29 protein-coding genes are annotated in these 25283 nt (G+C 49.4%); 17 read left to right on the forward strand and 12 right to left on the reverse strand.

Translation table 11 applies throughout. The features are described 5' to 3' along the window. Positions 1–10: 10 nt before the first annotated feature. Together BLU03_RS11705 and BLU03_RS11710 are read right to left on the reverse strand one after the other, a co-directional pair. Positions 11–304, reverse strand: coding sequence for an ArsR/SmtB family transcription factor (locus BLU03_RS11705; protein ID WP_008591002.1), 294 nt, complete (start codon positions 302–304; stop codon positions 11–13). Further along, the gene (locus tag BLU03_RS11710; protein WP_093107949.1) at positions 297–1190 is read right to left on the reverse strand and encodes a cation diffusion facilitator family transporter; all 894 of its coding nucleotides are present in this window, start codon (positions 1188–1190) and stop codon (positions 297–299) included. The genes BLU03_RS11705 and BLU03_RS11710 overlap by 8 nt, the downstream gene beginning before the upstream one ends. Positions 1191–1342: 152 nt before the next feature. Between BLU03_RS11710 and BLU03_RS11715 the strand changes: the two genes are divergently transcribed. The 4 genes from BLU03_RS11715 (at position 1343) to BLU03_RS13850 (ending at position 5174) form a co-directional block, all read left to right on the forward strand. Beyond that, positions 1343–2791: an aldehyde dehydrogenase family protein gene (locus BLU03_RS11715; protein ID WP_093107951.1), complete on the forward strand. Its 1449-nt coding sequence runs from the start codon at positions 1343–1345 to the stop codon at positions 2789–2791. Positions 2792–2911: 120 nt separating this feature from the next. After that, a complete protein-coding gene (locus BLU03_RS11720; RefSeq protein WP_093107953.1) occupies positions 2912–4240 on the forward strand; it encodes an FAD-dependent oxidoreductase in 1329 nt (442 codons plus the stop codon). 22 nt (positions 4241–4262) lie between these two features. Then, entirely contained in the window at positions 4263–4469 is a 207-nt protein-coding gene (locus tag BLU03_RS11725) for a zinc ribbon domain-containing protein (protein ID WP_008591009.1), read from the forward strand. Positions 4470–4565: 96 nt separating this feature from the next. Next, positions 4566–5174, forward strand: coding sequence for a lytic transglycosylase domain-containing protein (locus BLU03_RS13850; protein WP_407690203.1), 609 nt, complete (start codon positions 4566–4568; stop codon positions 5172–5174). Between the two features lie 122 nt (positions 5175–5296). Here BLU03_RS13850 and BLU03_RS11735 read toward each other — a convergent pair whose 3' ends face one another. Then, a complete protein-coding gene (locus BLU03_RS11735; RefSeq protein WP_076571864.1) occupies positions 5297–5866 on the reverse strand; it encodes an NADPH-dependent FMN reductase in 570 nt (189 codons plus the stop codon). 92 nt (positions 5867–5958) lie between these two features. On the opposite strand from BLU03_RS11735, the gene BLU03_RS11740 reads away from it, so the two are divergent. The 5 genes from BLU03_RS11740 to BLU03_RS11760 all read left to right on the forward strand — a co-directional run bounded on the left by BLU03_RS11740 (position 5959) and on the right by BLU03_RS11760 (position 8653). Beyond that, the gene (locus BLU03_RS11740) at positions 5959–6228 is read left to right on the forward strand and encodes a YkvA family protein (protein ID WP_093107955.1); all 270 of its coding nucleotides are present in this window, start codon (positions 5959–5961) and stop codon (positions 6226–6228) included. 79 nt (positions 6229–6307) lie between these two features. Further along, entirely contained in the window at positions 6308–6724 is a 417-nt protein-coding gene (locus BLU03_RS11745; protein ID WP_008591016.1) for an organic hydroperoxide resistance protein, read from the forward strand. A gap of 106 nt (positions 6725–6830) precedes the next feature. After that, positions 6831–7439: a metal-dependent hydrolase gene (locus BLU03_RS11750; protein WP_093107957.1), complete on the forward strand. Its 609-nt coding sequence runs from the start codon at positions 6831–6833 to the stop codon at positions 7437–7439. A 57-nt stretch (positions 7440–7496) separates the two neighbouring features. After that, positions 7497–8312 (forward strand): DUF368 domain-containing protein, encoded by an 816-nt coding sequence (locus tag BLU03_RS11755; protein WP_008591020.1) that lies wholly within the window; start codon positions 7497–7499, stop codon positions 8310–8312. A gap of 23 nt (positions 8313–8335) precedes the next feature. Then, positions 8336–8653, forward strand: a complete 318-nt coding sequence (locus BLU03_RS11760; RefSeq protein ID WP_008591023.1) for a thioredoxin family protein — start codon at positions 8336–8338, stop codon at positions 8651–8653. Positions 8654–8751: 98 nt separating this feature from the next. On the opposite strand, the gene BLU03_RS11765 is transcribed toward BLU03_RS11760, so the two are convergent. The 4 genes from BLU03_RS11765 to BLU03_RS11780 all read right to left on the reverse strand — a co-directional run bounded on the left by BLU03_RS11765 (position 8752) and on the right by BLU03_RS11780 (position 12512). Beyond that, entirely contained in the window at positions 8752–9402 is a 651-nt protein-coding gene (locus BLU03_RS11765) for a VOC family protein (RefSeq protein ID WP_093107959.1), read from the reverse strand. Between the two features lie 4 nt (positions 9403–9406). Further along, entirely contained in the window at positions 9407–10408 is a 1002-nt protein-coding gene (locus tag BLU03_RS11770; protein WP_076571858.1) for an LLM class flavin-dependent oxidoreductase, read from the reverse strand. 172 nt (positions 10409–10580) lie between these two features. Then, the gene (locus BLU03_RS11775) at positions 10581–11816 is read right to left on the reverse strand and encodes an efflux RND transporter periplasmic adaptor subunit (RefSeq protein WP_093107961.1); all 1236 of its coding nucleotides are present in this window, start codon (positions 11814–11816) and stop codon (positions 10581–10583) included. Between the two features lie 24 nt (positions 11817–11840). Beyond that, positions 11841–12512 (reverse strand): hypothetical protein, encoded by a 672-nt coding sequence (locus BLU03_RS11780; RefSeq protein WP_093107963.1) that lies wholly within the window; start codon positions 12510–12512, stop codon positions 11841–11843. A 159-nt stretch (positions 12513–12671) separates the two neighbouring features. Between BLU03_RS11780 and BLU03_RS11785 the strand changes: the two genes are divergently transcribed. Then, entirely contained in the window at positions 12672–13592 is a 921-nt protein-coding gene (locus BLU03_RS11785) for a diacylglycerol/lipid kinase family protein (RefSeq protein ID WP_093107965.1), read from the forward strand. Here the strand turns inward: BLU03_RS11785 and BLU03_RS11790 are convergent. Beyond that, complete coding sequence (locus tag BLU03_RS11790) at positions 13571–14203, reverse strand: class I SAM-dependent methyltransferase (RefSeq protein ID WP_008591036.1); 633 nt, start codon at positions 14201–14203, stop codon at positions 13571–13573. The genes BLU03_RS11785 and BLU03_RS11790 overlap by 22 nt on opposite strands. Before the next feature lie 137 nt (positions 14204–14340). On the opposite strand from BLU03_RS11790, the gene BLU03_RS11795 reads away from it, so the two are divergent. The 4 genes from BLU03_RS11795 to BLU03_RS11810 all read left to right on the forward strand — a co-directional run bounded on the left by BLU03_RS11795 (position 14341) and on the right by BLU03_RS11810 (position 17213). After that, complete coding sequence (locus BLU03_RS11795) at positions 14341–14805, forward strand: MarR family winged helix-turn-helix transcriptional regulator (protein WP_076571850.1); 465 nt, start codon at positions 14341–14343, stop codon at positions 14803–14805. 93 nt (positions 14806–14898) lie between these two features. Continuing rightward, on the forward strand, positions 14899–15531 hold the full coding sequence (locus BLU03_RS11800) for an SDR family oxidoreductase (RefSeq protein WP_093107967.1): 633 nt from the start codon (positions 14899–14901) through the stop codon (positions 15529–15531). 35 nt (positions 15532–15566) lie between these two features. Continuing rightward, entirely contained in the window at positions 15567–15803 is a 237-nt protein-coding gene (locus tag BLU03_RS11805) for a glutaredoxin family protein (protein WP_076571846.1), read from the forward strand. A 135-nt stretch (positions 15804–15938) separates the two neighbouring features. After that, positions 15939–17213, forward strand: a complete 1275-nt coding sequence (locus BLU03_RS11810) for an MFS transporter (protein ID WP_093107969.1) — start codon at positions 15939–15941, stop codon at positions 17211–17213. Positions 17214–17286: 73 nt separating this feature from the next. Here the strand turns inward: BLU03_RS11810 and BLU03_RS11815 are convergent, their stop codons facing one another. Next, positions 17287–18144, reverse strand: coding sequence for a DegV family protein (locus BLU03_RS11815; RefSeq protein WP_093107971.1), 858 nt, complete (start codon positions 18142–18144; stop codon positions 17287–17289). Positions 18145–18198: 54 nt separating this feature from the next. Beyond that, positions 18199–19116: a DMT family transporter gene (locus BLU03_RS11820; protein WP_093107973.1), complete on the reverse strand. Its 918-nt coding sequence runs from the start codon at positions 19114–19116 to the stop codon at positions 18199–18201. 204 nt (positions 19117–19320) lie between these two features. Between BLU03_RS11820 and BLU03_RS11825 the strand changes: the two genes are divergently transcribed. After that, the gene (locus BLU03_RS11825; protein WP_093107975.1) at positions 19321–20796 is read left to right on the forward strand and encodes a DEAD/DEAH box helicase; all 1476 of its coding nucleotides are present in this window, start codon (positions 19321–19323) and stop codon (positions 20794–20796) included. Between the two features lie 126 nt (positions 20797–20922). On the opposite strand, the gene BLU03_RS11830 is transcribed toward BLU03_RS11825, so the two are convergent. Together BLU03_RS11830 and BLU03_RS11835 are read right to left on the reverse strand one after the other, a co-directional pair. Beyond that, entirely contained in the window at positions 20923–22563 is a 1641-nt protein-coding gene (locus tag BLU03_RS11830) for an ABC1 kinase family protein (protein WP_076571840.1), read from the reverse strand. Positions 22564–22622: 59 nt separating this feature from the next. Beyond that, on the reverse strand, positions 22623–23237 hold the full coding sequence (locus BLU03_RS11835) for a rhomboid family intramembrane serine protease (protein WP_093107977.1): 615 nt from the start codon (positions 23235–23237) through the stop codon (positions 22623–22625). Between the two features lie 117 nt (positions 23238–23354). On the opposite strand from BLU03_RS11835, the gene acpS reads away from it, so the two are divergent. Next, positions 23355–23711, forward strand: a complete 357-nt coding sequence (gene acpS / locus BLU03_RS11840) for a holo-ACP synthase (RefSeq protein ID WP_093107979.1) — start codon at positions 23355–23357, stop codon at positions 23709–23711. Positions 23712–23755: 44 nt separating this feature from the next. Then, positions 23756–25261, forward strand: a complete 1506-nt coding sequence (locus BLU03_RS11845; RefSeq protein ID WP_176765471.1) for an NAD(P)H-hydrate dehydratase — start codon at positions 23756–23758, stop codon at positions 25259–25261. Positions 25262–25283 lie beyond the last annotated feature (22 nt).

A 25283-nucleotide genomic window follows, 5' to 3' on the forward strand; every position in this document is an offset into this window, starting at 1 on the left:
ATCTCTCCTGTCATTCTTCAATATGGTCGATCATCTGTTCAAGCGTCTGCATAACGTGATCGTCTTTGAACGTATAGTAAATACTTGTCCCTTCCCGGCGATGTGTCACCAGCCGGTAGAGCTTGAGGGTGCGCAGCTGATGAGAAACTGTAGACTGTTTCAGGTCGAGCCCGGAAGCTATGTCGGAGACCGAGGCTTCTTTCTGACAGAGATAATGCAGGATCCGGATCCTCGTCGGATCGGACAGTACTTTAAAAGTGTCGGCCGTTTTCTGTATCGTCTCTTGTGTGACAGATTCACTCATACTCATCCTCCTCAGCCATACTGCATAGTTCATCTTCGTATTCTATTTCAATGGTAATGTGATCCAGCCGGATATCTTCAAGGATGGAAGTGATCGCTTTTTTCGCCCTGCACACTTCCTCCTTCGTCGCTTCCGCAGCTACTACAGCGTGAGTGGAAAAGGCATGGTTTTCCCCGTCCAAAGACCACAGATGGGTATGATGGGCGGATTTGACTTCGGGAACGTTGCGGATCTCTCTAGTTATCCTGTCAAAGTCCACTGATTCCGGTACTGCTTCAAGGAAAAGTCGCATCGTTTTGATAAGATTGATTACGATGTTGTAAAGGATGAACAGCGTAATACCGATGGAAGCAAGCGGGTCCAGGATAGGCAGGTCGAAGAAAGTCATTACAATTCCGACGACCAGCACGGCTGCCCAGCCGAGAACATCTTCGAGCATGTGCCATGACATCACTTTCTGGTTCATGGAATCTCCGCCGCGGAGCCGGAAGACAGCTGCACCGTTAACGATGATACCGAGGACGGCGAGACCTATCATTCCGAGGGTATTCGGTGTCTCCGGATTCCACAGCCTCGGTACGGCTTCCGTCAGGATGAAAATAGAGCCCGTGGTCAGTACGACACTGTTAATCAGGGCCGCCAGCAGGGAAAAGCGTTTATAACCGAAAGAATAGTTGTTTGACTGGTCCTTATTCGAGTATCTCTGAAGAAACCAGGCGAGACCAAGCGAAAGAGAGTCCCCCAGGTCGTGCAGAGCATCCGAGATGATAGCGATACTGTTTGTGAGAAGACCACCGATCAGTTCTATGATCGTAAAGAAAAAGTTAAGGAAAAAAGCGACCTTAATATTTCCGGTGGTCTCATGATGATGATGGTGGTGTGACATTGAGGTGCCTCCTTATATGACTATATGTTCATATAGTAACATACATTACGGATCATACAAACGTTCCAGCTGCTCATCCCAGGGGGGATGTTTGAGAGTATCTATAAAAGTGAATAAACAGACTGAATATGTTTACGGAGGAGATAACAATTATGAAGACATACACTAATCAATATATAAATGGAGAATGGGTCAAAGGTTCGAGCGACAAAACTATTGAAAATAAAAACCCTTACAATGATGAAGTAATTGCAACTATTCCGTCCGCAAGTGCCGGAGATCTGGATAAAGCCTACAAAGCTGCAGCACAGGCCCAACAGCAGTGGAAAGAGAAAACTCCTGCAGAGAAGCGGGATATTTTTTTGAAGTGGATCGATCTGGTCAAAGAAAGAAAAGAAGAAATCGTGGAGTGGCTGATCACGGAAGCCGGAAGCACGCGGGTGAAAGCGGAAGTCGAATACAGCGCGGCTCTCGATATCATTACGGAATCAGCTTCTTTTCCGACACGCATGAAAGGGGAGATCATCCCTTCCAACACTCCCGGAAAAGAAAACAGGGTGTATCGTGATCCGAAAGGCGTAATCGGTGTAATAGGGCCATGGAACTTCCCGTTCCACTTAACAGCCCGTTCACTTGCCCCCGCGCTCGCCAGCGGGAACGGCGTAGTCATTAAACCGGCCTCCCACACTCCGATCACTTCCGGTCTTCTGCTTGCTGAGCTTTCGGAAGAAGCAGGTTTCCCTAAGGGACTTGTCAACGTAGTAGTCGGAAGAGGTTCTGAAATCGGTGATGAATTCATCACTCATCCGATTCCTGAAATGTTCTCTTTCACCGGTTCCACGGAAGTAGGAAGTCACATCGGGGAACTGGCCGGGAAAAACATCAAGGATACAGCTCTTGAACTCGGTGGTAACAACGCTATGATCGTGCTGGAGGATGCGGACGTGGACAGAGCTGTCGAAGCCGCCGTGTTCGGCAAATATTTACACCAGGGCCAGATCTGCATGTCCCTGAATCGTCTCGTTGTGCATGAAGATGTACACGATGAATTTGTTCAGAAATTCAAGGAAAAAGTGGAAAGTCTCCCGTACGGTGATCCTCAGGACGAGAAGACGATGGTAGGACCTCTGATCGCCAAAGACGAGGTGGATCGTATTCTTGAAGGCATCGATCAGTCGGTACAGGAAGGCGGAAAACTGCTGACCGGAGGTAAAGCGGAAGGAAATGTACTGCTTCCGACCATACTGACTGATATGGATAACGAAAAAGCACTGGCGAAAGAAGAAGTGTTCGGTCCTGTAGCGTCGGTTATTAAAGTCTCCGGTGAAAAAGAAGCGATAGAAGTCGCGAACGGTACTCCTTACGGGCTGTCCGGTTCAGTATTCACAAAAGATGTGAACCGGGGCGTGGAAGTAGCCAAACAGGTGAAAACAGGTATGATCCACATCAACGACCAGTCTGTAAACGACGAAGCACACGTAGCATTCGGCGGTGAGAAACAGTCCGGTATTGGCCGTTTCGGTGGAGAATGGGCCCTGGATAAGTTCACGACAGTGAAATGGATCGGTGTCATGAACGGGTACCGCGAATTTCCGTTTTAAAGAGTCATACTGTTTTTAAAAACCATCCGGAAGTCCGCGGTTCCAGACGGTGAGTCCTCTCTCCTCGGGCCGTGCTTCCCATTGCGGATGGTTTCACTTTTATACTTAGGGGGTTACGTTGTGAAATTAGTTATAATTGGCGGGGATGCTGCCGGGATGAGTGCAGCGATGCAGGTAGTGCGTAAAACGGAAAACCCCGAGGTGGTAGTGCTCGAAAAAGGGGAGGTCTACTCTTACGGTCAGTGCGGTCTTCCCTACGTCATCAGCGGGACCGTACCTTCGACGGACGACCTGATCGCCAGGGACGTGGAAACGTTCAGAGATAAATACGGTATCGATGCAAGAGTGAATCATGAGGTCACTTCTGTGGATTGCAGTAAACGCAAAGTGTATGGTATCAATCAGGACGGTGAAAAGTTCGAAGAAAGTTATGATGAACTTCTCGTGGCTTCGGGGGTCAGTCCCATGCTCCCTCCGTGGAAAGGAAAAGATCTCCAAGGAGTGCACGCCCTGAAGACGATACCGGATGCGAAAGAGATTATGGCGGATCTTTCCGAAGATGTGGAGAAAGTGACGGTAATAGGCAGTGGTTATATAGGTCTTGAAGTAGCCGAGAACTTCAGAGAAATCGGCAAAGATGTCCACATCATTACCCGGAGTGATTATCCGGGTTCCATGGTCGATGGTGATATGGGCAAACTGATACAAGAAGAAGCCGAAAAGCAGGGTGTGAGAATAACCCGGAACAGCTCGGTGGAAAGACTTGAAGGGGAAGAGTATGTGCAGAAAGTCGTGACGGAACAGGGAGAATTTGAAACCGACCTCGTTGTTGTGGCTACGGGCGTCACACCTAACACAAGCTTTATGAAAGGGACGGGTATTTACACTGCGAAGAACGAAGCTATCGAAGTGAACCGTTTCATGGAAACGAATCTTCCGCACGTTTACGCAGCGGGAGACTGCGCTGTGCAGTACCACCGACTGAAGAAAAGAAATGACTTTATCCCCCTCGGCACTCATGCCAATAAACAGGGGCGTATTGCCGGACTGGTGTTGAGCGGCCACCGTAAATCATTTAAAGGGATCGTGGGGACGTCCATTCTGAAGTTCTTCGATCTTACGATAGGCAAGACCGGCCTTTCGGAAAAGGAAGCGGAGGAAGAAAATATACCGGTGGAAAAAGTGTACGTTGAAGCAACAAACGCTGCCGGATATTATTCCGATGAAGAACCGATGTCGATAAAGATGCTCACAGAACCGGAGACCGGAAAGCTTCTGGGAGTACAGATCATAGGACCTTACGGCGTGGATAAACGGATTGATGTTATGGCTACCGCTCTTTATAATGAAATGACTGCAGAAGACCTGCTCGATCTCGACCTTGCTTACGCACCTCCTTACAATAGTGTATGGGATGCTTTGCAGCAGGCGGCAAGACGCGTGAAATAAAATCGGAAGGAGGAAGACAGCAATGGCTGAAAAAGGCTGTGTGAAATGCGGGAGTACGAAAGCCGGGATGAAGGAAGTGACTATGAACGGTCCGGGTGTTTCAAAGATGTTCGATACGGAAAGTAACGATTTTATCGTAGTTTCCTGCGAAAACTGCGGGTACTCGGAATTTTTCAATAGAGACGTCTCGGAGGATTATAACGTGTTCGACCTTTTTTTCGGGAAGTGAGAATGGAAGTTAATTCCTGAAAACAGTTGTCCAATTCCTGTCGCTCGAGTATGATAGAAGAAACACTATACAGCGGAGGTATGGCTATTGATCAACATGAATGATTTCCAATCCATGATGCAGATGCAGGCGACGAAGAACGTTCAGGGAAACAGAGGGGTGGAAAGTCCGGGAGCCGGTCTGCAGCAGATGTTGTTTCAAAATATATTGAAGGCTTCTATGGACACGCTGCTGTCTTCAGCGGAGGAGAAAGAAGCACAGACCCCGGTTCAGATTTTTATCGGTGTCCAGGCACCTCCTATTACGGAAATCTCCGGTGAAGAGGAAAGCGAAAAGAGCGACGTGGACGGTCTGATCCGTGAAGCTTCCGAACGTTTCGGGGTGCGGGAAGATCTCATACGTTCCGTAATACAGGCCGAATCGAATTTCAACCCGGAAGCTGTAAGTCATGCAGGAGCACAGGGGCTTATGCAGCTGATGCCCGGCACGGCTGATGCTCTCGGGGTCAGGGATCCGATGAACCCGGAAGAAAACGTTATGGGAGGCACTAAATACTTACGTGATATGCTTACCCGCTACGATGGAAATGAGCAGCTGGCTCTTGCAGCCTATAACGCCGGCCCCGGCAACGTGGATAAATATGGCGGAATCCCTCCCTTTCAGGAAACGAAAAATTACGTAAATAAGGTTCTGAATATCGTGTAATCAGCGAAAATACTGGATGCAAAGAAACCCGAATAAAAGTTATTCGGGTTTCTTTGTGTCCTGAGGTCAAGCGACGGACGTCCGGAGTGCTTCAAGCCGGAACTTTGCCTCACAACACTTTTTCAGGCTTTCTTTATGTCCGCTCTGTAAGGGGAGAGGTCCCGTCCCATCTCGAGATAACGGAGAAAAATCTGCGACATTTCAATGAGCCTGTTTTTTACTTCTTCATTCTCCAGCTGTTTATCTTCCGTGAAATGTCCGGGGTGGGCATAGACATAGTTTGGCGTGATAAGGCACCGGAAATAGTCCAGAACCGGTTTGAGCTGGTTCTCAATGACGAGGTGGTGCTGCAGTGTGCCGCCAACGGCAATGATGGAAACAGGTTTGTAACGCATGGCGAGCGGGGAAATAGCATCAAACACGTTCTTCAGTGCTCCCGGTATTCCTCCCTGAAACACAGGGGTGGCTATGACATAGCCATCGGCCCGTTCGATGGAAGAGATCAGTTCCTTCATATCATCGTTGTACTCCTCGGGGGGACGGCCATCGACGAACTGAAGGTTATAGTGTTTCAGATTTATATTATTTATCGTTATGCCCGGTACGTTTTCTTTTAAATAGGTTTCCACAGGGGACAGCATCCGCTCCGTTTTCGTACCGGTAAGCGTACCGTTCAGTAATACAATATTCACGTTCGTTCCTCCTTCGCGAGAGACACACTTCTACTTAATATAGTAAAGCATACAACTTTCATAGGCAATTAAGAAAAATGGTGGTGAGGTTTATGAAGATGTGGAGAAGGATCAGGTTTCTTTTCAATTTCCGGAAGTCGATTCCGTTTTTGCTTTCCTTTTTCCGCTCCGGGGAAGTAAGGGGAGCGAAGAAAGCAGGGGCTTTACTGTTCGCGATGTTATATTTTCTGTTTCCCTGGGATGTGATCCCCGACTTCCTGATATTTTTCGGGGTGATCGATGACGTGACGGTACTGACGTTCATCCTGCAGCGGATCGTACAGATGGCTCCCGCTTCCCTGAAAGAAGAGTATAAGTTATGAGTGGATGTTTAACCTCTCCGTTTATAAGGTATACAACAGAAGGGAAGAGAAATTATCAAATTCAAGGAGTGATTCATTTATGAGCGATGTAATGTTCACAGCTCACGCAACGGTAAAAGGCGGCCGGAACGGTCACGTAAAATCCGATGACGGTCTGATCGATCTTAATCTGGCACAGCCGGGAGAAAGTAATGAAACAGGATCCAACCCGGAACAGCTCTTTGCAGCGGGTTATTCTGCATGCTTTGACGGTGCGCTGAATTTGGTAGCGGACAAGAAGAAAAAAGATATCGATTCCGAAATCACAGGTGACGTCAGCCTGATGAAAGATTCTTCGGATGGAGGACTTAAAATCGGGGTCGTCCTTAACGTTACAGTGAAAGGTGTATCCCAGGAGGAAGCGGAAGAGCTTGTTAATGAAGCTCACAAAGTCTGCCCTTACTCCAAAGCGACAAGCGGTAACATTAACGTGGAATTGAACGTAAAAGCTGAATAGTATGCTGTAAAGGTCCGGGCGTTTTCTGCGTCCGGACTTTTTTATGTGCAAAAAATAAGGTATGATAAAGGGCGAATGTATGTTTTGGGGAAAGAGGTTTTTTAATATGATGGCACCAGGCCACCAGGTCGTAGGGTTCACGTTCGGCGTAGCAGCCGTAACTATGCTGCCCGCCCTTCCGTTCCTTCCCGAGCGACCTCTGGAAGTAATAGCGTTTTTTCTGTTTGTGCTGTTCGGGGCTCTCGTACCCGATATCGATACTCCCCGTTCAAAACTCGGGCGGAAGTTCTGGAGAATTCTTATCACCATTTTCACGATTACCCTTATCGTCTACCTGTTCGCTCCTTCCTTTTTTGATACATATAGAGAACCGCTGAAGACGTTCGTGATGCTGCTGCTTCCTGTGCTTCTCATGATACGTGGACACCGGAAGATGACTCACTCTCTATTCTTCCTTCTGTTTCTCGTTGTGTACAGCTATTTCGTCCAGTGGCTGCTCGGTCTGCCATGGTATTATTTCGGTGGTCTGATCACGGGGAGTGCTTCCCATTTGTTCGCCGACTATATTACGAAGCGGGGCATCCCTCTTTTCTACCCTTTCAGTAAAACTCACTATTCTTTTTTCATTACGTTCAGAACGGGATCTATCGTCGAAAAAATTCTTACCTTTCTTCTCGTAATTGTAAATGTATGGTACTTACTGTTGGCTTTGTAGAATAGTTTGGTACAATGAAACAGGCAACTATAAATGAATATGAAGGAGTATTGGCGTATGTGGGAATGGAAAAATATATACAGAGGCCTCATGATGGGAGCGAGCGACGTTGTTCCCGGGGTGAGCGGAGGCACGATAGCCGTAGTTTTGGGGATATATGACCGTCTGATCGAAGCGGTGAACGGTTTTTTCAGTAAAGAATGGAAACGTCACCTGAAATTTCTTCTGCCCCTGGGGCTTGGAATCATAACTTCCATCCTCATGCTTGCGAATCTGATCGAATGGCTGTTCGAGCACTATCCGGCTCAGACGAAGTTTTTCTTTCTGGGTCTGATTATCGGAGTTCTTCCGTTTCTCAGCCATAAAGCGGATGTGAAACATAAGTTCAAAACGAAGCACTATATCCTGATGCTTATAGGGGTCGTGCTCGTCAGTTCGCTCGCCTTCTTTCAGCCTGAAGAGTCTGGAGCGATGAGTAATCTGTCGTCAGGTGCTTATATTCTTCTGTTCTTCTCGGGGATGATTGCGAGCAGTGCGATGATTCTGCCGGGGATCAGCGGCTCTTTCCTTCTCCTGATCATCGGAGTATACTCCACGGTTATCGAAGGGATTTCAAACTTCCAGCTGGACGTTATGGCCGTCGTCGGAGCGGGTATCGTGGTCGGTATCATTGTCATGAGTAAAATCGTGAAGTTCTTCCTCGATCACTATCCTTCCGGAACGTACGGGGTGATTATCGGGCTTGTGCTCGGATCGGTGACGGTCATCTTTCCGGGAGTGCCCGCCGGTGCTGTTCCGGTGCTTATCAGTATCCTTGCGTTCTTGGGCGGTTTGCTTGCCGCGTGGGGACTTGGTCGTGTAGAGTATAAATAACAGAGAGAGGAAAGGGGATAATTATGAAAGAACTTAATACTACAGAACAGTTTCAGGCTGCAATCGAATCGGAAGAGCCCGTTATTTTGAAATTCGAGGCGGACTGGTGCCCGGACTGCAAACGGATGGATATGTTTATCGGGGATATCCTGGAAGAATACAACACGTACGAATGGTTCGTAGTCGATCGTGATCAGGTGCCGGACATTGCCGAGAAGTATGAAGTAATGGGGATTCCGAGCATCCTCATTTTCCAGAAAGGCAAAAAAATCGGTCACTTGCACAGCGCCAATGCAAAGACTCCGGAGGAAGTGGAAAGTTTTCTCCAGGAAACTCTTTAATAATAGAGAAAGGACCCGCGGTGGAAACACCCGGGTCTTTTTTTGGCCTGAATCGGGATAATGCCGGTAACAAAAAGCTGCAGGAAAAATTCCTGCAGCTACAGCATGATGTGATCGAGATAGGTGGTAATGGAAGTCTGCTCCGTAACGAAGAGCTGACCGTTCGATAAATGGAATGATTCCGAACCGTCATCGGGGAAGCCGAACATTTTCCTGAACACTTCCGCACTCTTCTTACGGTCAAGTCCGGTCCCGTATTCGACCGTCGTATCAGCCAGAGGGTTGATGTAGACGGAATCCTGAGGGAAATTATCCCCTTTCCATTCGATCAGAAACGGCAGCGGTACGGACGGGTGGGCAGGAAAAAGCATGCGCCACTCAAGCAGTGTCCCGTCTTCCTGCTCCCGGGAACCGGGGAAAGGACCTTCGTAGTCGATTCCCTGACGATTGTACATCTCCAGAAAATCATCCATAGCGTCGGTGGAGAGAGCAATCTGGATAGTGCCTCCGGTAGGCTCCTGAAGCATCTGACGTATGAGAGGGTTTTCGGACTTTCCGGCTTTCTGAGTATCGTTAACTCCGAGCCACTCGATATAGAAACGATTATCGAAAAAGCAGAGGTCGTTATGCGTCCCCCAGCCCGGATGTGACCCTCCCTCTTTTCCCTGGAGGCCGTAGCGGGAAGTGAAGGAAAGCCTCTCTTTTTCGGTATCGGGTGTAGTAATGACGATATGGTCGATTGCAAGCATGGTACTATCCCTCCTGTGTCAGGTTAAAAGCATCTGCAAGCAGTTTGTAAGAGTGAAGTCTCTCTTCGAACGGGTGGACGATGGTGTTCACCATTATTTCATCTACTCCGTAGGCATCGGCAAGAGATTCCAGTTCCTGTTTCACTGTTTCTTTATCTCCTACTACCATCCGTTTCCGGTTTTCCCTGATTCTTTCCTGCTGGAAGAAAGAGTAGGAGTAGTTGAACGCTTCTTCCGGTGTCGGGAAGTGATGACGTACGCCTCCCTGTTCAATCAGCAAAAGAGCCAGATCAAGGCTGGAAGCAAGATATTCGGCCCTCTCCTGTGTATCCGCACAAACAGCGAATACGGAGACGTTCCCTTTAGGTTCCGTCTGCTGGATGGAGGAGGTGAAATGGTTGTTATACCTGTCCATCGCGCCCATGCCTCCGTGCCCGTTGATGAAATGGGCGAAAGAGTAGGAAGTACCGAGGTCCGCTGCCAGGCGGGCACTCGTTCCACTGGATCCGAGCATCCAGAGTTCGGGGGACGTATCTCCTTTTGGAGTAGCGTAAATATTCATTCCTGCAGGGTCTTCCCCGTGCAGGTAACTCATGAGCTGCTCCACCTGTTTGGGGTAATCCTCGACCCTTGGGAGTTTACCGCGGTTCAGTGCCAGGTTGACGTTCGGCATGCCGCCCGGCGCACGTCCGACACCAAGGTCGATACGGCCGGGATGAAGCGTCTCAAGGACGCGGAAACTTTCCGCTACCTTATAGGCGCTGTAGTGAGGGAGGAGAACTCCTCCCGTCCCGACGCGGATACGTTTCGTATGTGCGGCGAGATGGGTCGCCAGAATCTCAGGGGCGGAGCCCGCCAGACTGTTCGTACTATGGTGTTCAGAGACCCAGAGGCGGTGATAGCCGAGCCGATCGACGTGAGCAGCGAGTTCCGTCGTCTGCCTCATAGCTTCCTGCGGATCCGAGTCTGATAATATCGGTGACTGATCCAATACACTCAGTTTCATAAGTATCGTTCCTTTCATTTGTGTAAAAAGTAATAAAAAGCTGACTTTCCCTGTAGGAAAAGCGTTACTTTAATCGTGGCACCGGGAACCGGGAAATGCAAACAAAAGACCCTCCCCGGACGGGAAGGGAGAGTGGATTATGAGAATATAAGCGATACGGGCGGGCCGGGTATTATCTGTTTATAAGACCGAGCAGCCCGTAAGTGAACATCGTTTCCGGGTCTCCGGAAAAGAGACGCTTCATGTCCAGATGTTCGGTGTCGAGAGGGGAGACGAACGGAGTGCCGGCGGTGAGCGTCCCTTTGTTCTTTACCGCCAGCCACTCATCCGGCTGCATCCCTTCCATTATTTCTGTCTTTTCCCCTTCGCTTAACCCGGTCGCCACCGGTCTTTTCTCTAAGATCCCCTCTTCATTCATTATCCAGACAAACGGAGGGGTCTCTGTAACGAGAGTCTTTTCGAAAACAGCGGTCGTCTCCGGAGACGTGGCCGTAATGATGTCCAAATTGGTGTGATATCCGGCAAGGAGTTCTTCGGTGTCTGTCGTGATAGCCGCTTCGAATCCGTAACTGCTTTCCTTATCCAGACCGGACTCTTCGGGGAATTCGTGGAGGAGTGAGACGTTTCCTTCTGCGATCCTGTCACCCTCCGGAGTTTTCGCCAGCACGGACATTCCCTCCGACACTTCTGTTCTATCGGATTCGGAGAGTTTCCCCTGAATAAGCAGTTCGCTGGACTGGATAGTAAGTACAGGGTTGTTGAGAGTTTCGGCTACGTCGGAGACCGTCCCTTCAAACGTACTGGTGACGGCTATAGTCTCGCCTCCCTGCTCCAGCTGATTCAGCCGGTCTTCGAACATAGCCAGCTCGGCCTCTTTCCGGGCAAGCTCCATTTCTTTTTCCGCTGTCTGTTCTTCTTTTTCGAATTCGGTTTCTACGTAAGTGGAAGGAGCGGGATAATCGTAACTCTCATCTTCTATGTCGGTGTCCGGCTCCTCGATACTGTAGAACCTGACGTCTCTAAGGTAGTCTTCGATGGCCCTGATTTCCTCTTCCAGAAGCGTAATCTCCGACTCCAGTTCTTTCCGTTCCGCTTCGTAATTTTTCACTTCATACTCGTACAGTTCTTCCCCTTTTTCCACTTTGTCTCCTTTTTGGACAAGAAAGCCGCTGAAACTCCCCTTCTCTTTATCGAAGTACACTTCCTCCCGGTCAGCGGAAGCGAACACTCCTTTTGTTTCCACGTATTCAGAAACGTCTGTAGTGAAACTGCGCGACCATTCTTTTACATAGGATTTTTCGGCTACTTTGTCCTGGTGGTCGAAAAAGACAAGCAGGATGTTCGCTGCGATGAGCAGGATTACTGCTGTTCCGACTATACGTCTCTGGATTTTCTTCTTTCTCTTCATATGTACACCTCTTTCTTTTCTCTTTTATCTCAGCAGGTAAACAAGTTCCAGGTCGTAAAAACTCAAGGCTGCCGCTCCACTCCACAATAGAAGGTGCCACAGTATGAGGCCTGTCCAGATCCATGCCGGGCGGGTAGCGGAAATCTTTTTCAGGGAGGAAGCCTGGAACCAGATGATGAACAGCTGGAAGAGAGAAGCGGCTCCGGCGAAGCTGATGATCCACGTCTGTTCTGTAAAATAAGAAGCGATTATCCCGAAGGACAGAGGGGAGAGGGGCCAGTCCAGTCCCGCATATGTAAGTAAAGGTATCCAGGTAATACGCTCCACAAGCATGATAAGCAGAACATTCATCTGTACGATCAGGATTTTTTTATAGGAAGTACTGTTGAACAGCCAGAAAATCAGAGTGGAAAAGAAAAGGATAAAAGTGAAAAACAGCAGGGAGTAGCCGATTCTTCCGATCATGAACCAGGCTTTCCGCCATTCATATTCAAAAAGGCTCAAGCCGGTCATGTTCGCCGAGACAGGAGCTGTTCCGAGTCCGATCCAGGCTGTCCAGACGAACGTAAGGATGGTAGCAGCAAGCAGGAAGATAAGGGTGAGCCACACCTTCCGCGTTTTCTTCGCTTCATTCAGTTTCCACAGTTCATCATCATGCCTGAAAAACATTTTCCATAAATTCACAGAATATACCATTGAGTCCATCCTTTTCGTCTAAGTGTAGTATGAAACCATTTTAACTGAATTTACTATAACTTACCAGTTGCCTTACAACTGTCTTGGCCCCATCTATTGTTTAAAGAAGGGCAGGAAAGGAAATGCTATCCATAGCGTACCTTTAAGGAGGAACATGACATGGCTAGTTTTGACAGAGGCTTACTGGTCTATCAGGCGAACGCCGGTCAGGCCGAAATCGAACATAATTTATCCCAGGTGCTGCCGGTGCTTGCAGAGGCGGTGAAAGAACTGAGCACTGTACAGACGGAGAGTATTGAAGATCTGCACGAGACGGCGAAACGGTACAAAGATGAGATCGACGTATTTTTCATCCTGGGCGGGGACGGTACGGTCCATGAATGTGTGAATATCTTTGCAGAAGAAGAAAACCCTCCCAGGTTCGGCGTGCTGCCGGCAGGGACGTGCAACGATTTTGCGAGGATGCTCGGAATTCCGATGGATTTGAACCAGGCCGCCCGGGCCATTGTAAACGGGGAAACGAAAGCGGTCGACATTGGCAAAGCGGACGGTCGCTATTTTGCAAATTTCTGGGGAATAGGTCTGGTTACGAGAACGTCGTATAATATTGATGAGGAACAGAAGGACAGTCTCGGAGTACTGAGCTACTTCATAAGTGCTTTCAAAACGATGAGCGGGGCGGAGACGTTCGAGTATCAGCTGGAAATCGACGGCCGGAAGACGGAAGGCGAAGCCGTGATGCTTATGGTAATGAACGGTGCTTTTATTGGCACCCGCCAGGTTCCGGATCCCGAAGTGAAACTCGATGACGGTTATTTCAACGTAATGGTCATCAAAGATTCGAACTTCCGGCTGTTCCGGGAACTGATGACGATGAATCGTCCATGGACGAAGGAAGAGAACTTCCGGGAGCTGGAGTACAAAAAAGCTTCTCACATAAAAGTTACGACGGATCCGGTGGAAGAGGTGGACCGGGACGGGGAGATCGAAGGAGAGACTCCTTCGGAAATTACCCTCCTCCCGAAACACCTGTCTTTCCTTACCGGCGAGAGCGGGACTCACGTAGCTTTTGAGGAGTGAGGCTTGAAAGCGACGGCGATTCCGAGTGGATAGGTCACATTTTCGCGCGGCGGTTCTATCAGCACTCCTTCCTGATAGTAAAAGGAAGTCCGTTCGTATGCTGTGAACAAATCTCTGAACTCTTCCGATGTAAGCTGATGGACATGGAAAGGGGAACGGGTCGGCTTCCCTCTTCCCTGACCGAAGGGAGTGGAGACGAGAAGCGTTCCTCCCGGTTTCAGAAGACGATAGTAGTTACGGAGGAGCTTCTCCTCTTCCGCGATATGTTCAAGTGTTTCAAAGCTGACGATACAGTCGAAAGTACCGAGTTCATCCGGCAGAGTCTCCCCGGTCGCGTTATAGACGTGAAAGGAAGAATTCGGATGGTAATATCTCCCCCTGGCATAGCGGATAATTTCTTCATTTATATCCACTCCGATAACTTCCCTCACTTTTCGCTTTCTTCCTTTAGCAATCATGTGTGTGCCGTATCCGGCCCCGCAGGAAAGGTCCAATACCCTTCCATACATATAGCGGAGAGCAAACTGATAACGTGCCATATGTTCGAGAAGCATATTGTTTTCGGGTTTCGTGAATTCCGGTATGACCCTTTCTCCCGTATCTTTAAGCATGCCCTTCCACCGCCTCCCCCCGTAATGAGTATATATTCATTATGACACATACGCACTCAAGGCAACAGGTTTGACAATAGTAAATGAGGATATCTATACTTGCTAGTAACGATAATAACAGGAGAGGACGAAAGGCCATGGATGAACAGGAACTTTACAGAAAGAAAAAAGAGGACCCTTCTCTTAAATTGTTCGTAGTGCTGGCGAAGGCGGAGAGAGCGGTCGCCGATCTAGCTAAAGATGACATTCAGAAACATGGCTTGAACCCTACGGAATTCGGAGTGATGGAACTGCTTTTTCACCAGGGCGAGCAGCCGCTTCAGAAAATCGGAGAAAAGATTCTTCTCGCAAGCGGCAGTATTACGTATGTAGTGGACAAACTCGAAAAGAAAGGCTATCTTGAACGTGTGCCCTGCCCTACGGACCGCCGCATAACTTATGCTGCGATTACCGGAAAAGGAAAAGAGCTGCTGAACCGCATTTTCCCCGATCACTGGAAGCGCCTTGAAACAGTTATGGGAGGGCTTACGACTGAAGAGAAGGAACAGATAATTCCTCTCATAAAAAAATTGGGGATGCACGCCGATGAATTGAAAAAGTAGGAGGGAAGTTCTCCTGCTTTTTTTGTTTGGGTTTCTGTAACGTCGGGAAAGGGTAAGGACAGGCATAGATATATGGCGGGGAGGTGTACTTGGATGAAAGTGCTCATTATTGGTGCTGCAGGGAAAGTAGGCCGGCTGGTAGTGGATAAATTGAGCCGGACGGCTTATACACCTGTAGCTATGGTCAGGAGTAAAAAGCAGAAGGAGACGTTTGAGAATCAGGGTGTAACCGCCGTGATGGGAGATTTGGAAAAAGATTTCGAGTCTGCCTATGCGGACGTCGATGCTGTGATATTCGCAGCGGGGTCCGGACAGGATACCGGGGCCGAGATGACGATTATAATCGATCAGGAAGGTGCGATTAAAGCGGTGGATCGGGCTGTACATTTCGGAGTGCAGCGGTTTGTCATGCTCAGTTCCATGGCAGCCGATCGTCCGGAAGCGGGAAGCCGCGAAATTAAGCACTACCTGTTTGCCAAGCATAGAGCTGATGAATACCTGAAAAATTCAGGCATACCGTACACCATTGTCCGGCCGGGACCTCTTACCAGCGAGGCAGGGACAGGGAAAGTATTCCTTAACGAACACGTGAACGGAGGGAATTCCATTTCCAGGGATGATGTAGCCTCCGTGCTCGTTGAAGCTTTGATGCAGCCGAAAGCGGAAAATAGAAGTTTTGATGTAGTGGAAGGCGACACATTCGTGGAAGATTTGTTTCGTCACTGATATAGAAAAAATAGGACGACCTGGAGGGTTAAATAATGAGTGAGGGAAGTATTGTGCTGTATACGAGCAAACCGTGCGGCCAGTGTGACAAAGTGAGGGACATGCTTGATTCCTGGGAGGTGACCTACGAAGAAAGAATGCTCTCTGAGGACCCCGGGTATTTGAAAACACTGCAGGAAGCAGGGGTCTACGGTACGCCGGTTACGTTTATAGGAGACGACCGGGTGCTCGGTGTACAGGAAAACAAACTGAAGAAAAAAGTGGGCGCATAGGAAAGGGACGGACGAAGCTCTGTCTCTTTTTTTATGCGACAGAAAGGTTTGTTTTATCATTGAAAAGGAATATAATGGTGGTCTGAAGGAAAACGGAAAACTTGTCGCGGACAGACAGGAAAAGAGGAGGAGTCTATGAGTAATAAACCGCCGATACATACGAAATTTTATTACGGCTGGGTGATCGTCTTCGTGGCCGCATTAAGCGTGTTCTTTTCCGGGCCGGGACAGACCTATTCAAATTCCATTTTTATAGACTATTATATTGAAGACTTCGGTTTCAGCCGCTCCACAGTGTCCGGACTGTATTCGGCCGCTACGCTGGTGGCAGGTATCACTTTGTTTACGGTAGGGAGAATGGTCGATCGTTTCGGTCAGCGGGTAATGATGATCGGGGTGGGTTCCGGATTAGCGCTGGCTCTGTTCTGGAACTCGGCCATCACCGGCCCGGTCATGATGTTCGTCGGCTTCTTTCTGATCCGGTTACTCGGGCAGGGGTCGATGACACTGGTGCCGAATACCCTGGTTCCCCAGTGGTTCATCAAAAAGAGAGGGCGGGCCCTCAGCGTAATGGCTGTCGGTACGTTCGCAAGTTCCGCCCTGTTTCCGCCTTTGAACGCATGGCTCATCGAATCGTTCGGGTGGCGAAGTGCGTGGGTGATCCTCGGTATCTCCATCCTGGTGCTGTTCATTCCGGTGACTGTATGGCTGGTGCGCAATCAGCCGAAAGATGTCGGAGCCCTTCCGGACGGGACGCCACATAAAAAACCGGGGGAAGAGGAGATCAGCGGTGAAATCAGCGAAGTGAGCTGGACGTTGAAGCAGGCGATGCAGACGAGGACGTTCTGGTTTATTCTCTTCTGTGTTATGGTACCGGCTCTTGTGAACACGGCCGTCACCTTCCACGTCGTATCAATCATGGATATGAAGGGTCTCGGGGTCGGCATAGCGGCTACCATACTTACCGTGATGGCGATCGTAGGTTTTCCCACGACCTTTCTTACCGGTTACCTGGCAGATCGTTTTTCCATCCATTACATACTGGCCATCACTTTTTTCGGGCACATCCTTTCGCTCGTCCTCCTGTTTTTCACAAGCTCCACCCTTCTCGCCTTTTCTTTTGCGGTGGTGTGGGGAGCGGTGAACGGATTTGAAAGGATAGCCCTTAATATCGTCTGGCCCAATTATTTCGGCCGGACGCACCTCGGAAGTATCAAAGGTCTGGCGCAGACGGTCATGGTCATAGGGTCGGCTCTCGGCCCGCTTCCTTTCGGTATCTTTTACGATCTGTTCGGGGGTTATCAGGAGGCCATACTCGCTATCCTCATCTTCCCGGTAACGGCAGTGATTCTCGCTCTGTTGTCTCCGAAACCGGATCCTTTCGAATATGGAGTGACCGGCGAGGAATGAACGCAAACTAAAAAAAGCGGACGGTCCGGGAAACATACCCGGCCGTCCGCTTTTTTTTTTATGCTGGAGCTGCCTAGTCTTTATAAAAAGCCACGACGAGCCCGCCTTCTCCTGAATACGTGGAGATCAGAGGACCCATTTCGGTGATCATCGATGATTTGAACGGATAGGCGGACTGGATTTTTTCCAGCAGGGCTTTTGCATTCTCTTCATCATTACAGTGGGAAATGGCGATCGTTTTGTTTTCAAAGTCCCCCGTATACTCCCCGATCTGTTCCACAAGGCGACGTACCGCTTTTTTGCTTCCGCGCACCTTTTCCGTAACGTCGATGTCACCCACTTCTTCGGTCGCTTTCATGAGAAGTTTGATATTGAGGGTTTTGGCGATGGCCCCTTTCACACGGTCCAGTCGTCCGCCTTTGATGACGTTCTCGAGCGTCTTCAGAACGAAGAGGGTCGTCGCTTTCTCCAGACGCTCTTCCATATGGGTGACAAGATCCGGAAAAGACATCCCTTCATTAATCCTTTTCACGGCATCGTCTGCCAGAAGAGCCACACCGCAGGAAGCGGTCTTCGTGTTGATGACGGCGATCGTACGGTCCGGTTCCTCCTCCAGAAGCATTTTTTTGCCCATTTCCGCATGCTCGTACGTACTGCTCAGCCCCTGCGTCAGGGCCAGGTTCAGAATCGGCACGTCAGATGGAACGGCTTTGAACGCTTCGTAGAAATCGTTGGGGCTCGGAGACGAAGAGCGCGGGAGTTCATCGGCAGCCTTCAGTTTCTTGTAAAATTCGGGTAGATCAAGGTCGACGCCGGTCTTGTATTCCTCTTCGCCGAAATGGAGATTGAGCGGAACTACTTTGATATCATGTTTTTCAATGAAAGAGGAAGGAACGTCGGCTCCCCCGTCGATAACGATTTGAACTGTCAAAACGGTTCACCTGCTCTCTCTTAAAGTTGATAATATAATGATTGTAACAGAAACTTACCCCCGTTTCCTCGCCGAATACGTCAGGGTCGGTTTTCTTTTTACGCTCGTGCTCAACAGAAAAATCATCAGTCCGAAGATGACGACGGCCCCGCCGAGGAGCTGCGTCCAGCTCAGATTTTCTCCGAAGAGAAAGTAAGCGAGTATGGAAGCTCCGACAGGCTCGAGCAGGACGGCCATAGATATTTTGGACGTGCTCACCCATTTTAATGACCAGTTCAGCAAAGAGTGGCCGAGGAAGGTAGGGATGAGTGCAAGAGACAGGAAGACAAGCCACTGATTCCCGTCATAACCCACCAGGGAAGCGGGGGAGGGAAGGTTGTAAATAAGTAAGGCCACGGCCGCCATCCCGTAGACGAGCCACGTGTACGAAGTGAGAGTCAGACGCTTTCTTACGCTCTGTCCGATCAGGAAGTACCCGGTTACCATCATTCCTCCGAGAAGTGCAAGCACATCCCCGTACAAAGCCCCTCCTCCTGTCTGGAAATCTCCCCAGCCGATCACGACGCTCCCGGTGATGGCGATCATCATACTTAAGACGGCCCCTGCCGAAAAACGTTCCCGGAAAAAGAAATATGTTCCGAGGAAAGCGAAAATCGGCTGAAGGGAAACCAGAACGACAGAGCTTGCGACAGATGTATATTTTAACGATTCGAACCATAAAATGAAATGAGCTGCCAGAAAAATACCGGCCAGCATTGAAGATAACGCATCTTTCCTTGTAATGGACGATAAGTGATGCCGATGTTTCAAAAGCACCCATGGTGTCATGATCGCAACGGCCAGGCCGAGCCGGTAAAAGGCTATGACAGCAGCGGGTACATCTCCTGCGAGCCTGACGAATATAGCCGAAGCGGAAATGGAAAGGACCGCTACGGCAAGGACGGCATATATAGCTGTAGGAGGTCTTTCCAACGCGATTCCTCCTTTATTTATGAAAGGTATTATCATTCTACCACATAATATGATTGAAAAATAAGGAGGAAGGGTGTAGAATGATAATAGTCAATTAACAAGTGAATCCGTTTGACCACAAAAGCCCCTCCAGAATAAACAAGTGGCAGAAGGCTTTTTTTATTGCGATAAAGGATTTTTACACAAAAGGAGTATGCAAAGAACGTGACTAAATTTAATTCATTAGGTTTATCAGATCCGATTTTGAAAGCTTTAGATCATATGGGATTTGAAGAAACGACACCCATTCAGGAACAAACGATCCCTCTTGGAATGGAGGGTCATGATGTTATCGGCCAGGCTCAGACAGGTACTGGTAAAACAGCAGCTTTCGGAATCCCTATGATCGAAAAAGTAGACAAGCAGGTGCGCGGCGTACAGGGTCTTGTAATTGCCCCGACACGCGAACTTGCCATTCAAGTAGCGGAAGAGTTGAACCGTCTAGGTAAAAACGCAGGTGTACGCTCACTGCCAGTGTATGGCGGTTCGAACATGGAACGTCAGATCCGTGCACTTAAAAACAACGAAATCGTTGTTGCTACGCCGGGACGTCTCCTCGATCATATCCGGAGGAAAACCATTAAGCTTGAACAGGTACACACTTCTGTACTTGATGAAGCAGACGAAATGCTTAACATGGGCTTCATCGAAGATATCCGTGACATTCTGAAAGCTCTCCCGACGGAGCGTCAGACGCTTCTCTTCTCCGCTACTATGCCGAAAGAGATCCGTGATATTGCAACAACGCTCATGAACACGCCGAAAGAAGTTAAGACCAAGTCAAAAGAAATGACTGTATCAAATATTGATCAGTATTATGTGGAAATTGCCGAGAAGCATAAATTCGACGCATTGACGCGCCTTCTCGATATTCATGCACCGGACCTTGCGATCGTTTTCGGTCGTACGAAACGCCGTGTGGATGAAGTGGCAGATGCCCTTCAGGTTCGCGGATTCCGCGCAGAAGGTATCCACGGAGACCTTACTCAGGGTAAACGTATGTCCGTATTGAAGAAATTCAAAGAGGGCCGGATTGAAATCCTCGTCGCTACCGATGTGGCAGCACGTGGTCTCGATATCTCGGACGTGACACACGTCTATAACTTTGATATTCCACAGGACCCTGAAAGTTACGTGCACCGTATCGGCCGTACCGGTCGTGCCGGACGTAAAGGGGAATCCATTTCGTTTGTCACGCCGCGTGAGAAAGACCAGCTACATCTGATTGAGAAACTGACGAAGAAGAAAGTCGATAAACTTCGCGTTCCTTCTTACAAAGAAGCTCAAAAAGGTCAGCAGGATATCGCGGTTACGAAACTTACCGAAAAAATGGATGCCGATGACATTAACGACTACAAACAGTCGGCCAGTGATCTTATGGATCAGTACGAGGCGCAGGATCTCGTAGCGGCAGCTCTGAAAATGCTGACGGTGGAAAGACAGGAAACACCGGTACGCCTTTCCTCAGTACAGCCGATCAGCACGAGAAACGCTAAAGGTGCCAAAGGCGGAAGATCTAATCGTGGAGGAGGCGGCCAGGGCCGTAACTCCCAGCGTGGCAATTCGAACAAACGCCCTTACAACAAGGGTGGAAACAAAGGAAGAAGCAAAAACTTCAATCAGAACAACAAAGGTAAATGATAAATAGAGGATACGTGGTTCGGCTGTGCGCCGGGATTCGCGTATCTTCTTTTTTTATGCTGTCATTTTCCGCACATGAAAAAGACTGCCGGAGAATGGTTCTCCGGCAGTCTGTACATGAAGATATCAGCGTTTTTTATGTTTGAATTTATGTCTCGAGCTGAGTATAGAAATGATGAGAGAAGCTCCCAGTACAATAGAAAGAAAGAACAGTCCCCACAGAAACCATGAAAGCAGCTGGTACCCTTCATCCGGACGGAATACGGAAAGAAGCAGGGAAAGAGCAATAATGAATGAGGCGAGAAGCAGCGTGACTGCAATCCGGTTTACCATCATGTGGAAATGGGCGACTATATTCTCCCACCCCTTCGGTTCCACCCCGACGTTCATTCCTTTCCGCATCATCCGCTTGATCATGAGCGGTGTTTCCGTTCCGATGTCTTTCCAGAGTTTTGCATACCTCCACATATCCCGGCTTACATAATCCGGACGATACCTTTCTTTCATCCATCGCTTCCCCTGCTTTTCGATGGTGTTGTGCAGTTCGAATCCGGGATCGATTGCCCGGGCGGTACCCTCCGCCATGATGAGCGTCTTGAAAAGCAGAGCGGAGGTGGGTGGAAGTCTCAGGTGATAGCGGCGGAGAAGGGTGAAAATTTTGCCGAGCACCTCTCCGAGCGAAATATCTTCAAGTACGCGTCCGGAAGTCCGGTACAGCAATCGCTTAATGTCGGAGATGAGAGCATCTATGTCCGTGCCCTGGACGGGTTCGATTGTAATATCGAGAAGAGCGTCGGTGAGAAGTTCAGCATCGTTCGACGAGAAAGCAAGGGCGATATTCATCAGCTTCTGCCGGGTTTGCTGATCAATGGAACCTACCATGCCGAAATCAAGAACGATCAGTTCGTGGTTTTCGTTCAGAAGGAAATTTCCCTGATGGACATCCGCATGGAAAAATCCGTCCTCAAAAATCATTTTGAACAGCACCTCGGCGGAAAGTTCGGCGATTTCTTTTCTCGTTTTCTGAAACCCGGGATCCTCTTCATGTTTTTCACGGAACTCCCCGAACCGCAGACCCTCCATGTATTCCATCGTCAATACGCGGGAAGTGGTCCGTTCGGGGTCGGTGAACGGGATGATGACGTCCGGCCAGTCCTCGAAGTTACGGGAGATCTGACTGATATTTTCGGCTTCCCTCAGAAAATCGAGCTCTGCCCGCATCGTGCCTGCGAATTCGTAGTACAGATCCTCAATCTGTCTCGTTTCTTCGATTCCAGGAAAATGCACGAGCCGGTGGCTGAGCCTCGACAATATTTTGAGGTCCAGCTCCACCTGCTCGGTGATCCCCGGCCGCCTCACCTTCACGACTGTTTCCGTCCCTTCGATCGTTACGGCTTTGTGTACCTGACCTATAGAGGCGGAGGCCAGTGGTTTCTCTTCTATGTGTCTGAAATGCCGGGAAATCTCCTCCAGTTCTTCTTCAAGAACGCCCCGGACGCTGTCGAATGGCAGAGGAGAGACACCGGTCTGAAGCTTTTCAAGTTCGGCAGTTATTTTTTCGGGTAACAGGTCGTGACGGGTGGAGAGAATCTGGCCGAATTTGATGAACGTCGTACCGAGCTCTTCAAAAGCCTGCCGCAGGTGGACGCCTGTCGTGGCCCGGTTTCTTGCTTTTCTGAGACCGGCTCCTTCAAGAACCTGGCTCAGTCCGTGCCTCGAAAATACTTTCAGAACTTCACGATACCGCCTGGATGCTGACAGTTTCATAGGCGCCTCCTTTCCAATTTATCTTCAAAAGAAAAGAAAAAGTGCTTTTCCACGTTTTTTTATCGGAAAAAGAATCCGGGTTTGATGTTTTTCAGCAAAGGAGGAGCCAGTGCCAGCCCTCCTATGAAGCCGAATAAGTGGCCGAGAACGTTGATGTTCGGCTGCAAAAACGTCATAATTAGTCCGAGAACGATGATTACGCCGATTATCTGGGAACTGGCCTGATCCAGAAGGTCTTTCCGGGCAAACAGCATGTAAGCATAGATCCCGAACAGCCCGAAGATGGCTCCGGAGGCCCCGAGATGGGAATAAAACGCCCCGGGGTCTGCGGCATACGTTCCTATATTTCCGGCAATACCTGCCAGCAGGTAGGCGATGATGAATTTCACTTTTCCGAGCATACGCTCAAGCGCCGGCCCGAACAGTACGAGAGTGAAAGAGTTGAAAAGCGTATGGGAAAGTCCGGCGTGAAGGAAAATCGGAGTAAGAAGTCTCCAGTACTCCCCCTGACTGACCAGGAAGTTGTTTCCAACCCCGAGTTGCTTCCATTCTACCGCAAAAGGGAAAGAGAACACATCCATTATCAGCCACAGAAGGATGTGCAGGCCGGTGAGAAATGCGATAACCGGATAAAGCTTGAGGAAATCATTGAAACTTTCGGTACGTAAAAACATGGGCGGTCTCCTTTGTGTACAACATGTACTTTTTAAGTGCTGCCTGCTTTAGGGGAAAGCACGTTTCCCTCATCCCGGACGAGGGGAAATTACTATAAGTAAAGGACAGGATGAACAATGATTACAGGCATCGGAATAGACGTTGTGGAAATTGATCGTATTACAAAAAGTATAAAGCGAAACCCCCGGATTATTCAACGAATATTGACTGACCAGGAGCAGAGGAGATACTACTCCCTCTCCGAAAAAAGGAAAAAGGAATTTATGGCGGGACGGTTCGCTGTCAAAGAAGCTGTCGGTAAAGCGCTCGGAACCGGGGTGGGACGTATAGGTTTCCGGCAGATTGAGACGGATGCGGACGGCTACGGTAAACCCGTTCTTACCGTGAAAGGTCGGGAGGATGTAAAATTTTTCGTCTCCATTTCTCACAGTGAGCACTATGCAGTGGCGAACGTGGTAGTGGAGAGAATATAACTTTCGTTAGCTTGTCCGAATAAAACGATCCGGGAGGGATGAATGTGCAGATAGTGCGTGCAGAGGAAATGTATGAGTGGGATAGACGGGCAATGGATGAGTACGGAAGGGAAGGCTATATTCTGATGGAAAATGCGGGGCGTGCCCTCGCCGGAAGAATCCGGGAGAAATTTCCGAAGGACGAGAAATTCCTCGTGCTGATCGGGGGAGGCAACAACGGAGGGGACGGCTACGTTATCGCCAGAATTCTGAAAGATCAGGGATTTGACGTTACAGCCGTCCAGGTAGTGCCTGATGAGAAGATCGAAGGAGACGCCCTTTATCACAAAAATGTGTATACGAAGAGCGGGTATGATCTTGCTGAACTCACGGAACAGGAATGGAACCGAGGCACAGTAGTTATTGATGCCATGCTCGGAATAGGGGTGAAAGGTCCTCTGCGGCCTCCTTTCGATGATCTCGTCCGCGACGTGAACCTGTACGGGATGCACAGGGTCAGTATAGATATCCCATCCGGCTTGCCTGCGGATGAAGGGGAAGAGGAATTCGAAGCGGTGAAAGCGGACACGACGTTCATCGTCCAGGCACCGAAGCTTTCTCTTTTCACCGAACATACCTCGGGTTACTACGGGGAGGCGGAAGTGGTGGATATCGGTCTCCCGCCTCTGTCAGTCACGGACCCGGCACGGGAATGGCGGGCGGAAGAAGATGTGAAAGAAGGCTACCCTCGACTCCCTGCCTCTGCCCATAAAGGTTCCCGGGGGAAAGGACTTTTGATCGGAGGAGCACAGATGATGCCTGGTGCCCTCGTAATGGCAGCGAAAGCTTCCATAAGATCCGGTGCCGGTCTGACGACGGCGGCGACTGTGCCTGGCAACATCCCGTCTGCGGCAGGTTCCCTCCCTGAAGTGATGTTTATGGGTACGGAAGAGGTAGATGGAGTTATATCCGGGATAGATACTGACTCGCTCACGGGGAAAGATGCAGTCGCTGCAGGTATCGGCATGGGACGAAAAGAACCGGGCCGTGCTGTTATGGAAACACTTCTTAAAGAGACGAAGGTGCCCCTTCTGATCGATGCGGACGGTCTGTACCACCTCCGCTTCCTGCTGGACGTGCTGAAAGAAAGGGAGGAAGTGACCGTAGTTACTCCGCATGTGAAAGAAATGGCCGACCTTACCGGTGAAAGTACGGGAGAAGTGAAACGGAATCCTTTTTCGATAAGCAGTAAATTCGCGCGTGACTACGGAGTGTATGTCGTTCTGAAAGGGCCGCATACGATCATAACGGCTCCGGATGGGCGGCAGATTGTGGAATCCTCCGGAAATGAAGGTCTGGCAAAAGGAGGGAGTGGCGATGTGCTCACCGGTATCCTGCTGACGATGCTGATGCAGCATGAACATCCTCTGGAAGCTCTTGCGAACGGCTGTTTTCTCCATGGGAAATCGGCCGAACTGCTGACAGCGGGGGAGAGAACGGTGTATGATCTGCTCCCGACGGACGTTGTGGAAGGGTTGTCCTCCGTTTTTCGTACGTATATTAAGGAATAGGGGAAAAGCGCTGATTTACCGG

The sequence above is a fragment of the Salimicrobium album genome (genome assembly GCF_900107115.1).
Lineage (GTDB): Bacteria > Bacillota > Bacilli > Bacillales > Halobacillaceae > Salimicrobium > Salimicrobium album.

Excerpts from the sequence above, each read along its gene's own strand:
- BLU03_RS11705 (WP_008591002.1), bottom strand. The coding sequence starts at position 304 with ATGAGTGAATCTGTCACACAAGAGACGATACAGAAAACGGCCGACACT.
- BLU03_RS11710 (WP_093107949.1), bottom strand. The coding sequence starts at position 1,190 with ATGTCACACCACCATCATCATCATGAGACCACCGGAAATATTAAGGTC.
- BLU03_RS11715 (WP_093107951.1), top strand. The coding sequence starts at position 1,343 with ATGAAGACATACACTAATCAATATATAAATGGAGAATGGGTCAAAGGT.
- BLU03_RS11725 (WP_008591009.1), top strand. The coding sequence starts at position 4,263 with ATGGCTGAAAAAGGCTGTGTGAAATGCGGGAGTACGAAAGCCGGGATG.
- BLU03_RS13850 (WP_407690203.1), top strand. The coding sequence starts at position 4,566 with ATGAATGATTTCCAATCCATGATGCAGATGCAGGCGACGAAGAACGTT.
- BLU03_RS11740 (WP_093107955.1), top strand. The coding sequence starts at position 5,959 with ATGAAGATGTGGAGAAGGATCAGGTTTCTTTTCAATTTCCGGAAGTCG.
- BLU03_RS11745 (WP_008591016.1), top strand. The coding sequence starts at position 6,308 with ATGAGCGATGTAATGTTCACAGCTCACGCAACGGTAAAAGGCGGCCGG.
- BLU03_RS11750 (WP_093107957.1), top strand. The coding sequence starts at position 6,831 with ATGATGGCACCAGGCCACCAGGTCGTAGGGTTCACGTTCGGCGTAGCA.
- BLU03_RS11755 (WP_008591020.1), top strand. The coding sequence starts at position 7,497 with ATGTGGGAATGGAAAAATATATACAGAGGCCTCATGATGGGAGCGAGC.
- BLU03_RS11760 (WP_008591023.1), top strand. The coding sequence starts at position 8,336 with ATGAAAGAACTTAATACTACAGAACAGTTTCAGGCTGCAATCGAATCG.
- BLU03_RS11765 (WP_093107959.1), bottom strand. The coding sequence starts at position 9,402 with ATGCTTGCAATCGACCATATCGTCATTACTACACCCGATACCGAAAAA.
- BLU03_RS11770 (WP_076571858.1), bottom strand. The coding sequence starts at position 10,408 with ATGAAACTGAGTGTATTGGATCAGTCACCGATATTATCAGACTCGGAT.
- BLU03_RS11775 (WP_093107961.1), bottom strand. The coding sequence starts at position 11,816 with ATGAAGAGAAAGAAGAAAATCCAGAGACGTATAGTCGGAACAGCAGTA.
- BLU03_RS11780 (WP_093107963.1), bottom strand. The coding sequence starts at position 12,512 with ATGGTATATTCTGTGAATTTATGGAAAATGTTTTTCAGGCATGATGAT.
- BLU03_RS11785 (WP_093107965.1), top strand. The coding sequence starts at position 12,672 with ATGGCTAGTTTTGACAGAGGCTTACTGGTCTATCAGGCGAACGCCGGT.
- BLU03_RS11790 (WP_008591036.1), bottom strand. The coding sequence starts at position 14,203 with ATGCTTAAAGATACGGGAGAAAGGGTCATACCGGAATTCACGAAACCC.
- BLU03_RS11795 (WP_076571850.1), top strand. The coding sequence starts at position 14,341 with ATGGATGAACAGGAACTTTACAGAAAGAAAAAAGAGGACCCTTCTCTT.
- BLU03_RS11800 (WP_093107967.1), top strand. The coding sequence starts at position 14,899 with ATGAAAGTGCTCATTATTGGTGCTGCAGGGAAAGTAGGCCGGCTGGTA.
- BLU03_RS11805 (WP_076571846.1), top strand. The coding sequence starts at position 15,567 with ATGAGTGAGGGAAGTATTGTGCTGTATACGAGCAAACCGTGCGGCCAG.
- BLU03_RS11810 (WP_093107969.1), top strand. The coding sequence starts at position 15,939 with ATGAGTAATAAACCGCCGATACATACGAAATTTTATTACGGCTGGGTG.
- BLU03_RS11830 (WP_076571840.1), bottom strand. The coding sequence starts at position 22,563 with ATGAAACTGTCAGCATCCAGGCGGTATCGTGAAGTTCTGAAAGTATTT.
- BLU03_RS11835 (WP_093107977.1), bottom strand. The coding sequence starts at position 23,237 with ATGTTTTTACGTACCGAAAGTTTCAATGATTTCCTCAAGCTTTATCCG.
- acpS (WP_093107979.1), top strand. The coding sequence starts at position 23,355 with ATGATTACAGGCATCGGAATAGACGTTGTGGAAATTGATCGTATTACA.